This window comes from Mycobacterium sp., assembly GCF_035653355.1.
Taxonomy (GTDB): Bacteria; Actinomycetota; Actinomycetes; order Mycobacteriales; family Mycobacteriaceae; genus Mycobacterium.
In genome coordinates, this window is record NZ_DASRBZ010000286.1 from 1 (window position 1) to 13,041 (window position 13,041).

General features: G+C 63.4%; 10 protein-coding genes and 2 pseudogenes. 8 read left to right on the top strand and 4 right to left on the bottom strand.

The window, feature by feature from the left end; translation table 11 throughout:
* Nucleotide 1: 1 nt before the first annotated feature.
* Entirely contained in the window at nucleotides 2-286 is a 285-nt protein-coding gene (locus VFA16_RS09845) for a WXG100 family type VII secretion target (RefSeq protein WP_324967632.1), read from the top strand.
* A gap of 76 nt (nucleotides 287-362) precedes the next feature.
* Here the strand turns inward: VFA16_RS09845 and VFA16_RS09850 are convergent, their stop codons facing one another.
* Both VFA16_RS09850 and VFA16_RS09855 read right to left on the bottom strand, forming a co-directional pair.
* The gene (locus VFA16_RS09850) at nucleotides 363-1,685 is read right to left on the bottom strand and encodes a PPE family protein (protein WP_324967633.1); all 1,323 of its coding nucleotides are present in this window, start codon (nucleotides 1,683-1,685) and stop codon (nucleotides 363-365) included.
* A 20-nt stretch (nucleotides 1,686-1,705) separates the two neighbouring features.
* Nucleotides 1,706-2,017: a PE family protein gene (locus VFA16_RS09855; protein ID WP_324967634.1), complete on the bottom strand. Its 312-nt coding sequence runs from the start codon at nucleotides 2,015-2,017 to the stop codon at nucleotides 1,706-1,708.
* 356 nt (nucleotides 2,018-2,373) lie between these two features.
* Here VFA16_RS09855 and VFA16_RS09860 point away from each other — a divergent pair, with 356 nt between their 5' ends.
* The 4 genes and pseudogenes from VFA16_RS09860 to VFA16_RS09875 form a co-directional block, all read left to right on the top strand.
* Entirely contained in the window at nucleotides 2,374-3,138 is a 765-nt protein-coding gene (locus VFA16_RS09860) for a response regulator transcription factor (RefSeq protein WP_324967635.1), read from the top strand.
* Entirely contained in the window at nucleotides 3,135-4,631 is a 1,497-nt protein-coding gene (locus VFA16_RS09865; RefSeq protein ID WP_324967636.1) for a HAMP domain-containing sensor histidine kinase, read from the top strand. Before VFA16_RS09860 ends, VFA16_RS09865 begins: the two co-directional genes overlap by 4 nt.
* 448 nt (nucleotides 4,632-5,079) lie before the next feature.
* Nucleotides 5,080-7,005, top strand: a pseudogene (locus VFA16_RS09870) (APC family permease); the annotation flags it as partial.
* Nucleotides 7,006-7,147: 142 nt separating this feature from the next.
* Nucleotides 7,148-9,065 (top strand): annotated as a pseudogene (locus VFA16_RS09875) (APC family permease); the annotation flags it as partial.
* Nucleotides 9,066-9,142: 77 nt separating this feature from the next.
* On the opposite strand, the gene VFA16_RS09880 reads toward VFA16_RS09875, so the two are convergent.
* Nucleotides 9,143-10,441 (bottom strand): ArsB/NhaD family transporter, encoded by a 1,299-nt coding sequence (locus tag VFA16_RS09880; protein ID WP_324967637.1) that lies wholly within the window; start codon nucleotides 10,439-10,441, stop codon nucleotides 9,143-9,145.
* A 58-nt stretch (nucleotides 10,442-10,499) separates the two neighbouring features.
* A complete protein-coding gene (locus VFA16_RS09885) occupies nucleotides 10,500-10,943 on the bottom strand; it encodes a CBS domain-containing protein (RefSeq protein ID WP_324967638.1) in 444 nt (147 codons plus the stop codon).
* Nucleotides 10,944-11,157: 214 nt separating this feature from the next.
* Here VFA16_RS09885 and VFA16_RS09890 point away from each other — a divergent pair, with 214 nt between their 5' ends.
* The 3 genes from VFA16_RS09890 to kdpA all read left to right on the top strand — a co-directional run.
* Complete coding sequence (locus VFA16_RS09890; protein WP_324967639.1) at nucleotides 11,158-11,286, top strand: hypothetical protein; 129 nt, start codon at nucleotides 11,158-11,160, stop codon at nucleotides 11,284-11,286.
* Nucleotides 11,283-11,372, top strand: a complete 90-nt coding sequence (locus VFA16_RS09895) for a potassium-transporting ATPase subunit F (protein WP_324967640.1) — start codon at nucleotides 11,283-11,285, stop codon at nucleotides 11,370-11,372. The genes VFA16_RS09890 and VFA16_RS09895 overlap by 4 nt, the downstream gene beginning before the upstream one ends.
* The coding region (gene kdpA, locus VFA16_RS09900; RefSeq protein WP_324967641.1) for a potassium-transporting ATPase subunit KdpA at nucleotides 11,372-13,041 on the top strand (1,670 nt) is incomplete at its 3' end. The genes VFA16_RS09895 and kdpA, both read left to right, overlap by 1 nt.

Genomic DNA, 13,041 nt, shown 5'->3' on the forward strand with positions numbered 1-13,041 from the left:
CATGAGCATTAACTATCAGTTCGGCGACGTCGACGCGCACGGTGCGACGATTCGGGCGCAGGCTGCGGCGTTGGAGGCCGAGCACCAGGCGATCATTCGTGACGTGCTGGCCGCCGGTGACTTCTGGGGTGGCGCCGGTTCGACGGCGTGCCAACAGTTCATCACCGAACTGGGCCGCAACTTCCAGGTGATCTACGAGCAGGCCAACGCCCACGGCCAGAAGGTGCAGACCGCCAGCAGCAACATGGCCAGCACCGACAGCGCCGTCGGCTCCAGCTGGGCGTAACCTCGCTGCCCGACCAAGACGTGGCCCGCACGCCGATCGGCTGTGCGGGCCGCCGTCGTTGTGGACACCCCCGGATCTAACCCGCGATCGGCGAACGCCCGACCACCCGGGGGCGGAACCCGATTTGGTGCATAGCGCCGTCAGCTCCGCGTCCGGCGAAAGTCGCCGCGGGCGTCTTCGGCACGCTCGGCCCGGCCGGCGCTGCCGCCGGGGAAGCACCGAGGCCGCCAGCCGGTAACGGCATGGCACTCGGCGGGCTCATCGTCCCGCCCGTAAGGGCTGCGCCCCAGCTCTGCGGCACTGACAAGGCGCCCACCGAGCCCGCCTGACCGATGCTCGCGGAGGCGCCGGCACCCGAGCCCCCCGTTGGTCCCACCGGCAGGGCTCCGAGCGGGCCCAAACCACCGGACTCGGTCAGTTCGTCGGCGCCCAGAAAGTCCATTCCCACGCCGATCACATCCAGGCCGACGCCGCCGCCGTCCAGACCGACGAGACCGACCGCATCCATGCCGAGGCCGGCCGTGTCCTCGACCAGGCCTATCGATTCGCCGCCGGACGCAGCCAGCGGAGATGCTGCCGCCACGCCCAGGCCGGCGCCGTTGCCGGCACCCTTGACTGCTCCCTTGCCCGATGCGGCGGTAAGCCCCGAGAGCGCGCTGGCCGGAGCGGATGCGCCAGACGTCGTCATCGACGCCGCTTCGCCCATCGCCATCTGCGGCAGGCCGGACATCGACGACGAGTGCGCCGGCTGCGCGAGCCCCTGGAGGAGCTGGGGCACCGTGGACATCGACGACACCGCTGTCCGGGCATGAGTACCCGCCGAGGTCGCGGCGGCGTGCGCCACGGCCGCCGCCTGGCCGGCCGGTCCGCCCGGATTGGTCGTCTGCTGCGGCGGTGTGAACGGTGCCAGCGTCGTGGCCGCCGCCGAGCTGCCGGCATAGCCGTACATTGCGGCTGCGTCCTGGGCCCACATCTCGCCGTAGTGCGCCTCGGTGGCCGCGATCGCCGGCGTGTTTTGGCCAAGGATGTTCGTCGCGACCAGTGCCGCCAGCTGGGCCCGGTTGGCTGCGATCACCGGTGGGGGCACCGTCATCGCAAACGCGGTCTCGAAAGCGCTCGCGGCCGCCCTGGCCTGATTTGCCACCTGCTCGCACTGCGCGGCAGTCGCGCTCATCCACGTCACATAGGGCGCCGCGGCCGCAGCCATCGATGACGATGCCGGCCCTTGCCACGAGCCAGCAGTGAGGCCGGCGACCACGGACTGATACGACGCCGCTGTGGAATACAGCTCGGCGGCCAGCTGGTCCCACGCCGCGGCCGCTGCCAACATTGGCCCGGCGCCCGGGCCGGCATACATTCGCGCGGAGTTGATCTCCGGTGGCATCGCCCCGAAGTCCATCTTTGCTCGCCTCCTGTTTGCTAGCTGGCCGCGACCGCGTTGGCGGCCTCAGTCGCCGCATACGATCGGGCGCTGGTGCTCAAGGCGTTCACGAACAGCTCATGGACCGCCGCTGCTTGGGCGCTGACCGCCTGATAGCGGCCGGCATGCGCGGCGAACTGGGCCGCTGTCAGCGCCGACACCTCGTCGGCCGCAGCAGCAACGACTCCGCTGCTCGGAGCAGCGGCGGCTGCGTCCGCAGCCGCCTTCGCAGCACCGATGCTGTGCAAGTCGGCCGCCGCCGCCAGCAGCGCCTCTGGGTGCGTTATTACGAATCCCGACCCGAAACTCATTGAGTACTCCTACCGTTGATCACCAACACAGCCGCTGCCATTTGCGGCCGTCATGCACCAAGTCCCGGCATCGCTGACCGGCAGCCGTGCTATTCACCAAATACGGCTGATGGATACACAACGAATGCGGTTACTGCCCAACTCTTTAGGGACATGCCTGCAAACCGCCTAGCAATTCATCAACCAACGGCCAAGAACCACAGTATTTTTCAGCGATCGACGGCATCAAGGATGCTGATCAGACACATAGAAAACACATATCTGCCGGTTATCCGCTGGCTGGGCCGAGCGTGAACCATTTGAGTTCTCTATGAGCTCCGTGACAACCACATATGCGCCAGGAAGAATGTGGGACCATGACGGCAATGTCGGGCTACCAGCGCCCACGTCAGGCAATACTCGGGCAGCTGCCCCGGATCCACCGGGCCGATGGCTCGCCGATTCGGGTGTTGCTAGTCGACGACGAACCGGCACTCACCAATTTGGTGAAGATGGCGCTGCATTACGAGGGTTGGGTCGTCGATGTCGCCCACAACGGACGGGAAGCGGTCGCCAAGTTCGACGCGATCGGTCCTGACGTGCTCGTCTTGGACATCATGCTGCCCGATGTCGACGGGCTGGAAGTCTTGGCGCGGGTCCGTGAATCCGATCCGTATACGCCCACCTTGTTCCTCACTGCCCGCGATTCGGTCATGGATCGGGTGACCGGATTAACCGCGGGTGCCGACGACTACATGACCAAGCCGTTCAGTCTGGAGGAACTGGTCGCCCGGCTGCGGGGACTGCTGCGCCGCTCTAGCCACCTGGCACCGCCGGCAGAGGAGGTGCTCACGGTTGGGGACCTCACGCTGGACGGTGCGAGCCGCGAAGTGACCCGCGCCGGTGAGCCGGTGTCGCTGAGCTCAACCGAATTCGAGCTGCTGCGTTTCATGATGCGCAATCCGCGCCGGGCGCTGAGCCGCACCGAGATCCTGGACAGGGTCTGGAACTACGACTTCGCGGGACGCACCAGCATCGTGGACCTGTATATCTCCTACCTGCGCAAGAAGATCGACGCCGGCAAAGACCCCATGATTCACACGGTGCGCGGCATCGGGTACATGCTGCGACCGCCGGAATGAGTTGCGCCCGGCCTGCGTCATGGTGGCGGCCACGATCGCTGCGGCAACAGTTGGTCCTGGGTGTGTGCGCCGTCGTCTGCGTGGTGCTGGCGACCGTCGGTGCCGTGTCGGTGATCAGCCTGCGTGAATATGTCACCACAATGACCGACGCCGAGGTGGCCGAGTCGCTGGACGCATTGACCCACTCCTATACGAAGTACCGCAATCACGAAGGGCCACACGCCGGTTCCCCCATCGAGCAGGCGATGTTGGGGTTCACCGGCCAGACACCCGGCAACCTCATCGCGGTCCTTCATGACGGTGTGGTGATCGGCTCGGCGGTCTTCTCCGAGGACGAGCCGCGGCCCGCTCCCGCCGACGTGGTCCACGCCATCGAAGCGAAGAGGTGGACCGACGGCCCGCCCCGCACAGCCGAGTTGGGCAGCTTGGGTTCTTACCGGGTAGACAGCCGTGCGGTGGGGGCGGACCGTCTGGTGGTCGGTGTGTCGATGAACCTCGCTAACCGGATGATCTCAAATCGAACCATCACTGCGACAGTGCTTTCCGGCACTGCACTGCTGATCACAGCAGCGCTCACAGTGTCCGTGGTTGGCTACGCGCTGCGGCCGCTGCGCCGGGTAGCCGCAACCGCAGCCGAGGTGGCCGGCATGCCGCTGATCGGCGACGAACATCGGATCACTACGCGGGTGAGGCCCGGCGACACCGACCCCGACAACGAGGTGGGGATCGTCGGCAATACATTGAATCGGTTGCTGGACAACGTAGACGGTGCGTTGGCGCACCGCGCCGAATCCGACCGTAGGATGCGGCAATTCATCACCGACGCCAGCCACGAACTTCGCACCCCACTCGCGGCGATTCAGGGCTACGCCGAACTCACCCGCCAAGACAGCTCCGCACTCCCGCCGACCACCGAGTATGCGCTGGCCCGCATCGAGTCGGAGGCGCAGCGGATGGCCGTGCTTGTCGACGAGTTGCTGTTGCTGTCCCGATTGGGCGAGGGCCAAGACCTACGCAATGAGGACGTCGACTTGGGCGACGTCGTCATCAACGCGGTCAACGACGCCGCAGTGGCGGCACCGACACACCGCTGGGTCAAAGAGCTGCCCGAGGAGCCAGTCTGGGTGCGCGGGGACCGTGACCGCCTGCACCAGTTGGTCAGCAACCTGTTGAGCAACGCCCACGTGCATACACCTGCCGGAGTCACCGTGACAACGGCGGTGACACGCCACGAGTCCGGCGGCGACGGACCCTACGCGGAATTGACGGTGACCGACGACGGCCCCGACATCGACCCCGATCTCATGCCACACCTGTTCGAGCGGTTCGTGCGCGGGCACAAATCCCGGTCGGACGGGTCCGGCAATGGATTGGGGCTGCCCATCGTCGCGTCGATTGCCAAGGCCCATCACGGCTCGGTCAGCGCCGAATCCGAGCACGCACAAACCGTGTTTCGGGTGCGGTTTCCGATGACCGAGCGGCCGACCGAGTAGCCACCTTGCCTGCGTAAAAACAGATTGAAGTGCACGTAAAGATGGCTGGTAAACCGTTAAAAGTCCGTTAACTATAAAGCGGCGCACACCATCCGCGCCTAACTTCATTCCCGGATCGCCACCGCCGGGCCCCCTCACCGTCGAGGGCTACATTGCAGTGCCTGCCTACGGGTCGGCGACCAATCTGATCTGGCGGGTCGCAAACGGGCGCGAAGGGAGAAGCCATATCGGTAGTTTCCTTAGTCGCCCTGACAGTGGCGGTCTCGCGTCGCCGGGCTCGGGTTTAGGTTGGTCCTCGCGATGCGCACCGCCTGGCTGTAGGCGCGCCCTCGGTGCTTGGTGTGGCGGCGGCACCTTTCTTTGCGGGAAGTTCCTACGTGACTCCACCATCTGCGGGTAGTGCGCTCCTCACTTCGATGGGCAAACCAATCGGACAAGGAACGTGGGTATGACATCAGCGGCTGGCCGACTGGGCATCCCGCTGTCGATTACCGACATATGCAAGCGGGTCTTGTTGGGTAAGCCAAAGATCACCGACCAGCTGCAGCACGAACGCCTATCGAATCCGGTTGCACTGGGCGTGCTTTCACCGGATGCAATCTCCTCTACTGCGTACGGTTCCGAACAAGTCATGATCGAGCTGCTGCCGGCCGCCGGGCTGGCCGCGTTCGCATTATTGCTTCCGATCACCGGTGTCATTCTGTTGATCCTGGTCTTGGTGGCGGCATCGTATCGGCAGGTCGTGATGGTCTACACCCGCGCCGGAGGTTCGTACGTGGTTGCGCGTGACAATTTCGGGCCACGGATCGCGCAGATCGCTGCCGCGTCGCTGTTGATCGACTATGTGGTCACCGTCGCGGTGCAGTGCGCCGCCGGCACGGTGGCGGTGGTATCGGCGATACCTGCACTGGGCCCCTACAGCTTGGAACTCACCTTGGCTGTAGTGCTCGTCATGTGCTACGCCAACCTGCGCGGATTGCGCGAGGCCGGATTTCCGTTCGCATTCCCGACCTACGCATTCGTCGGAATGGTCTCGTTGACAATCCTGACCGGCCTCGTTCGTGAAACATTCTGGGGCCTACCGCAATACGACCCACAGCACATTATTGGAGCGGTGCCGGTTCATCAAGGCAACGGGCTGGTGATGGGCGCGACGATCCTGGTAGTGCTACGCGCATTTGCCAACGGCGGCTCGTCGCTGACCGGAGTAGAAGCGATTTCCAACACGGTGAACAGCTTCCGTAAGCCGGAAGGCGTCAACGCCCGTCGAGTGCTTACCGTGATGGCCTGCATCCTCGCGTTCTTGTTGGCGGGTGTGGCCTGGCTTGCGCACGTCACCCACGCCACTCCGTATGTCAATGGCTATCCGTCGATGCTTTCCGAGATTGCCCGAGCGGTATTCGGCCAAGGTTTGATCGGCAACGTCCTTTATTTCCTGGTGCAGGCGTCGACCGCCGCAATCCTCTTCACGGGTGGCAATACCAGCTTCAACGGTTTTCCCGCCCTAGCCAGTTTTGTTGCCGAGGACCGTTTCCTGCCGCGGCAACTGACGAAACGTGGTCACCGCCTGGTGTTCTCCAACGGCATCATCGCGCTCACGGCGCTATCCCTGGTACTGCTGATAGCGACCGGTGGCTCGGTCAACGCACTGGTGCCCTTCTACGCGATCGGTGTGTTCACCGGCTTCTCGATGGCCGGCTACGGCATGACTAAACATCATCTCAGGCACCGCGAACCGGGCTGGCGGCGCAAGTTGGTTGTCAACCTGTCGGCGGCGATCTTGTCGACGATCATCGTTGGGATCTTCGCGGTGGCCAAGTTCACCGCGGGCGCCTGGCTGATCGTCGTGGTCTTCCCCGCGTTGGTATTCGCACTGATGCGGCTCAACCGGCAGTACCGCGCCGAAGCCTCCGCCCTGGAGATGTCTCGCACCGAGCCTCCCGATATCGCCAGGCACGGACGCCATCGGGTGTTCGTGTTCGTCGACTCAATCGACCTTGCCGAGGTCGAGGCACTGCGCTACGGCAAGGGACTGCACGCCGACGAGCTGATCGCAGTGCACTTCGTGCTTGACGCAGCTCGTGCCGCACGGCTGCGGCAGCGCTGGGAAAACTTCGACCACGATACGCAGTTGCTTGTAATCGATTGCCCAGATCGTCAACTCAACCGGGCCGCACACGAGCTGGTCATGCAAGCGCTCGCCAACCATCCGGGCAGCAAAGTGACAGTACTGTTGCCGCGCCGAACATATTCGCCGCTGTTGGGCCGGCTGCTTCATGACCGCACCGCGGACAAGATCGCCAAAGTTATCAGCCGGATTCCCGGTGCAAGCGCGCAAATCGTGCCCTATGACATCAAGTCCCGAATAGCACAAGTTTCGCGAGGCGAGCGCGGCAATGTCCAACTTGGTGAAGTGCTACATAGCGCAGAAACGGCAAGCCCAAACGGCAACCGGCCCATGTCGATGGCCGACCCCGCACACCACGTGGTCGACTGAACCTAGGAAGTGATGCGTTGTGGCAACATCGGTCAGCGGGCAGGAGCTACCACCGTCCTTCTCCGATGCATGTAAGCGGATTCTTCTGGGTAAGCCGCTGACCAGCGAGCAGCTCGAATCCGAGAAGCTATCGAATCCGGTTGCCCTGGGCGCACTTTCGCCGGATGCCATCTCCTCGACCGCTTATGGTCCCGAGCAGATCATGATCGAGCTGTTGCCATACGCGGGGATGGCCGCGTTTGCGTTGTTGCTTCCGATCACCGGTGTCGTCTTGTTGATTCTGCTGTTGGTGACGCTGTCGTATCGCGGTGTCGTCAGCGCCTACGCCCGAGCTGGCGGGTCATACATGGTCGCGCGGGACAACTTTGGGCCACGCGTCGCTCAGGTCGCCGCGGCAGCGCTTTTGATCGACTATGTTGTCACCGTCGCGGTGCAGCCCGCCGCCGGCACGGTGGCAGTGGTGTCGGCGATACCCCCGCTGCGGCCCTACCACTTGGAAATCACCGTCGCTATGGTTCTCCTCATTGCCTTCGCCAATCTGCGGGGGTTGCGGCAGTCGGGACGAACATTCGCGATTGCGACTTACGCATTCGTGGCCATGATCGCGCTGACGATCGTGACTGGCCTGATCCGTCAAGCTTTCTGGGGTTTACCGCGATACGATCCGCAGCACCTTGTGGGAGCGGTGCCCGTCCATCATGGCAACGGCCTGGTAATGGGTGCGACGATTCTGGTACTGCTGCGGGCGTTCGCCAACGGGGGCTCGTCGCTGACCGGAGTGGAGGCGATTTCCAACACAATCGACGTCTTCCGCGAGCCGCGGAGCGTCAACGCCCGCCACGTCCTCACCGCGATGGCCTGCATCCTCGGGTTCTTGCTGATTGGCGTTGCATGGCTGGCATATGCGACGCACGCCACTCCCTACCTCAATGAATATCCGTCAATGCTTTCCCAGATCGCCAGCGCGGTCTTCGGCCAAGGAGTGATCGGGAATGTCCTGTACTTCCTAGTGCAGGCGTCGAGCGCTGCTATCTTGTTCACCGGCTGCAATACCAGCTTCAACGGTTTTCCGGCACTGACCAGTTTCGTTGCCGAAGACCGCTTCCTGCCCCGGCCGCTGACGAAGCGCGGGCACCGTCTGGTGTTCTCTAACGGCATCATCACACTGACCGCACTTGCAATCCTGCTGCTGCTGGTGACCAGAGCTTCGGTGAACGCGCTGATTCCGTTTTTCGCGATCGGTGTCTTCACCGCATTCGCGATGGCCGGCTTCGGTATGACCAGGCACCATCTGACGCACCGTGGGCATCGCTGGCGGCGCAGGGCGTCGGTCAACCTGTGCACCGGTATCTTCTCCTCGGTTGTGGTGGCCATCTTCGTCGTGACGAAGTTCACCGACGGTGCATGGCTAGTCGTTTTCGTCTTCCCGGTATTGGTGTTCACGTTGATGCGGCTCAACCGCCAGTACCGCGCCGAGGCCTCGGTCCTCGAGATGTCTCGCACAGAGCGACCGGTCCTGGCCAGGCATGCACGACTTCGCGTGTTCGTCTTTGTCGACTCGGTCGACCTCGCGGAAGTCGAGGCACTGCGCTACGGCAAAGGGCTGCAGGCCGATGAACTGGTTGCAGTGCATTTCGTGGTGGACGCCGCTCATGCTGCGCGGTTGCAGCAACGCTGGGAGAGCTTCGACCACGCGACGCCGCTGCGGATGGTTGACTGCCCGGATCGGCACCTGAGTAGGACCGCCCAAGAGTTCGTGCTACAGGCCCTGAATGACAATCCCGGCTCGAAAGTGACGGTGCTGTTGCCGCGTCGCACATTTTCGCCGCTGCTCGGCCGGCTACTGCACGACCGCACCGCGGACAAGATGGCCCGCGCCGTCAGCCGTATTTCAGGTGCGACCGCTATTATCGTTCCCTACGACATAAAGTCTCGGCTGGCGCGGGTTACGCCTGAGAGCTTCGCGGAGCAGGTCGCGCGAGAAATCGACCAAGTGGCCGCGCATCGCACGCGGCTAGCCCCACACGTGGTAACGCAGCCAGAGGTAGCCCGCGCAGAGGGCCAGTGAGGTCGCGGTAACGACCGCCCCCTTGCGGGTGAACTCCCAGAAGGAGATGGGACTCCCAGCGCGCTGGGCAATTCCGATGACGACGACGTTGGCGCTCGCCCCAACAGCGGTGAGGTTGCCGCCGAGATCGGTCCCCAAAGCCAAAGCCCACCACAAGACTGCGGAGTTGAGGTGCGGATGCATGGCTGAGACCAGGTCGGCGACAATGGGAGTCATCGTGGCGGCATACGGGACGTTGTTGACGACGCCGCTGGCCGCAAACGACACGACGAGGATCAGCATCGTCGTGATCAAGGCGTTGCCACCGGTCGCCTGGCTGGCCAGCCTGGCTAACTGGCTGATGACACCGGTTTTCACCAGGGCGCCGACCATGACGAAGAGCCCCGAAAAGAACAGCAACGTCTCCCACTCGACGCTCTGCAGATAGAATTCCCGTGTCAGGCCAGAGACTACGATCAGGACTGCCGCGCCGACCAGCGCCACGAGCGACGGTTCCATGTGAATTTGCTTGTGCGCGACAAACCCGGCGAAAACCGCTATCAGGACAATCCCGCACTTGCTCAACAAGCGGTGATCACGGATCGCTTCGCGCTCCTCCAAAGACATGACATCGGCGACCCGTTCGGAATCGACGGTTAATGCGCCAGGGAACAAACGTGGGAGGAGTGCCGCAAGGGCAGCCAAGATGATGACAACGATCGGTGCCAGATGGCCCAGAAAAGCGTTGAAACTCAACGCCCCTCGGTCGGCGATGATGATATTGGGCGGATCGCCGACCAAGGTAGCGGTGCCGCCGATGTTGGCCGCAAACGCCTCGGCCATAAGCAACGGCGCCGGACTGATCTGCAGCCGCTCACACACCAAAATAGTGACCGGCGCTATCAACAACACGGTGGTCACGTTGTCCAGCAAGGCCGATGCGACCGCGGTGACGAGCATCAGCAAGATCATGATCCGCAGCGGAGAACCGCTGGAGCGCTTGGCAGCCCATATCGCCACGTATTCGAATACCCCGGTCTGGCGTACCACGCTGACGATGATCATCATGCCCAGCAGCAGAAAGATTACGTCCCAGTCGATTCCGGTCTCTCGGGAAAAGAAGACCTCGTTGGAATTGATCACCGGCAAGACGACCATGAAGACGGCGCCGCCCAACGCGACAAGCGTCTTGTTGACACGGTCAGTGGCGATTAACGCATAGGCGATGACAAACACCGCTGTCGCGATAACCGCATAGACGTTCATGTGCAAGCCCCGGGATGTGGCCGCCCGTGGCTCACCGCCGCGAGCGCCGAACCGGCGCTCAAGATTTGAGCACGGCGGCCAACAGACGTGACGCGGTGATCACGCCCTGCAACCGACCGTCCTTGGTCACCGGGATCAGCGGGCTCCTCAGCCGCGCCATCACCGCCGCCACCTCGATGATGGTGTCGTCGACATCGGCCGGCGGCACGTCGGTCAGGTGCTCAGGCAGCATGTCACCGACTGTCTTGCCGTCCAACCGTTCCGCCACATGGTCAGCCATCGATTCCTGCAGCACGTGGGCCAGCGACGGATCGTCCTGTACATAGCGCGGCACGATGAAGCGGACCACCTGTGACGCCGGTAGCACGGCGTAGGGGCTGCCGGAGGCGTCGACAACCAAGATTCCGGGCAGGCGCTGCTGAGCTAGCATGCGGACAGCTTCGAGTGCCTCCGAATCGGTGGTCAAGACTGGGAAATCTTCAGCCATATCCGCTGCGCGCATATGGGGAAGTTACTACCGCCGGTAAGTGAGCGCAGGGCAACCGGTTCGCCGGCAAGTCAACCGGTTGAGTCCCGGACCATTCGGCCCGACGGCGGTCGAGCGCGCCGCGATCAGCGAGGCGTAAAGAAAGCGTCAACGTCCATTCCCTTCGGGCACACGCGCACTTACCGTCATTCGAGTCCTCACAGCCGAGGGCCCAGTTGATGCTGCCCGAATGGTCGATGCGTCGGCCAGTCGGGTTGTCGTGAACGGAGAACATGTGTCTGTCGTGGTCTATCTCGTGGTGACGGTTGCGATCTTCGCTCTGCTCGGCACCGTACTGAAGCTGGTTGAACGACTGTGAGCGGCGCGAACGCTGTCGGTCTGGTCCTGGCCACCCTGATCGCGGTGTTACTCGGTGCGGCCCTGATCTTTCCGGAACGGTTCTAGTGAGCGGCGCAACAGCAGGTGTGCTGTTTGTCGCACTAGTGGCGGCGGCCCTTGCGGTGGTGCACGTGCCACTGGGCGACTACATGTACCGGGTCTACAGCTCCCAAAAGCACTCACGAATCGAACGTTTCGTCTACCGCTTGATTGGCGCCAACCCGAGCTCCCAACAGACCTGGGCCGCCTATGCGCGCAGCGTGCTCGCGTTCTCGGCGGTCAGCATCGTCTTCTTGTTCCTTTTACAGCTGCTCCAGGACAAGCTGCCGCTGCACCTGCACAATTCGGCGACACCGATGACCGCCTCGCTGGCCTGGAACACCGCCGTCAGCTTCGTCACCAACACCAACTGGCAGAGCTACTCGGGTGAATCGACGCAGGGACACCTGGTGCAGATGGCCGGACTGGCTGTGCAGAACTTCGTGTCCGCAGCAGTCGGCATGGCGGTTGCCATCGCGCTCGTTCGCGGCTTCGTCCGCCGCAATACCGGTGAGCTGGGCAACTTCTGGGTCGATCTGGTGCGTGGCACCCTGCGCATCCTGCTGCCGATTTCCGTCGTCGGCGCGATCCTGCTTCTCGCCGGCGGCGCGATCCAGAACTTCCACTTGCACGACCAAGTCGTCAGCACACTGGGTGGTGCCCGCCAGACCGTCACGGGTGGTCCGGTCGCCAGCCAGGAGGCGATCAAGGAGCTCGGCACCAACGGCGGCGGTTTCTATAACGCCAACTCCGCGCACCCCTTCGAGAACCCGACCACATGGACGAACTGGATCGAGATCTTCCTGCTAATGGTCATCAGCTTCTCGCTGCCGCGCACCTTTGGTCGCATGGTGGGCAACAAGAAGCAGGGCTACGCGATTGCTGCCGTCATGGGTGTCATCGCCACCATGAGCGTCACCATGATCATGTTGTTTCAGTTGCAGCACCACGGCACCGTCCCCACCGCGGCCGGGGCCGCCATGGAAGGGGTCGAGCAGCGTTTCGGGATCGCCGATTCGGCGATCTTCGCCGACGCGACCACGCTCACGTCCACCGGCGCCGTTGACTCCACGCATGACTCCTACACCAGCCTGGGCGGCATGATGACGATGTTCAACATGCAACTCGGCGAGGTCGCGCCCGGCGGCACTGGCTCCGGCCTGTACGGCATGCTGATCCTTGCGGTCATCACGGTTTTCGTCGCGAGCTTGATGGTCGGCCGCACACCCGAATACCTCGGCAAGAAGATCCGGCCACGCGAAATCAAACTTGCCGCAAGTTATTTCCTGGTCACCCCGTTGATCGTGCTGCTCGGCACGGCGATCGCCATGACGTTGCCCAGCCCGCGCGCCGGCATGGCCAACACCGGACCGCACGGTCTGTCGGAGGTGCTGTACGCATTCACCTCTGCGGCGAACAACAATGGCTCCGCGTTCGCCGGTTTGTCGGCCAACACGGTGTGGTACAACACTGCCCTCGGCCTGGCGATGGTCTTCGGCAGATTCCTGCCGATAGTGTTGGTGCTCGCGTTGGCCGGTTCGCTCGCCGGTCAGGGCAAGCGGCCGGAGTCGCTCGGCACGCTGCCCACGCATAAGCCACAATTCGTCGGCCTGGTCGTCGGCGTCACAATCATCTTGGTCGCTCTCACCTTCTTGCCCGCCTTGGCACTGGGACCTCTGGCTGAAGGGATCCACTG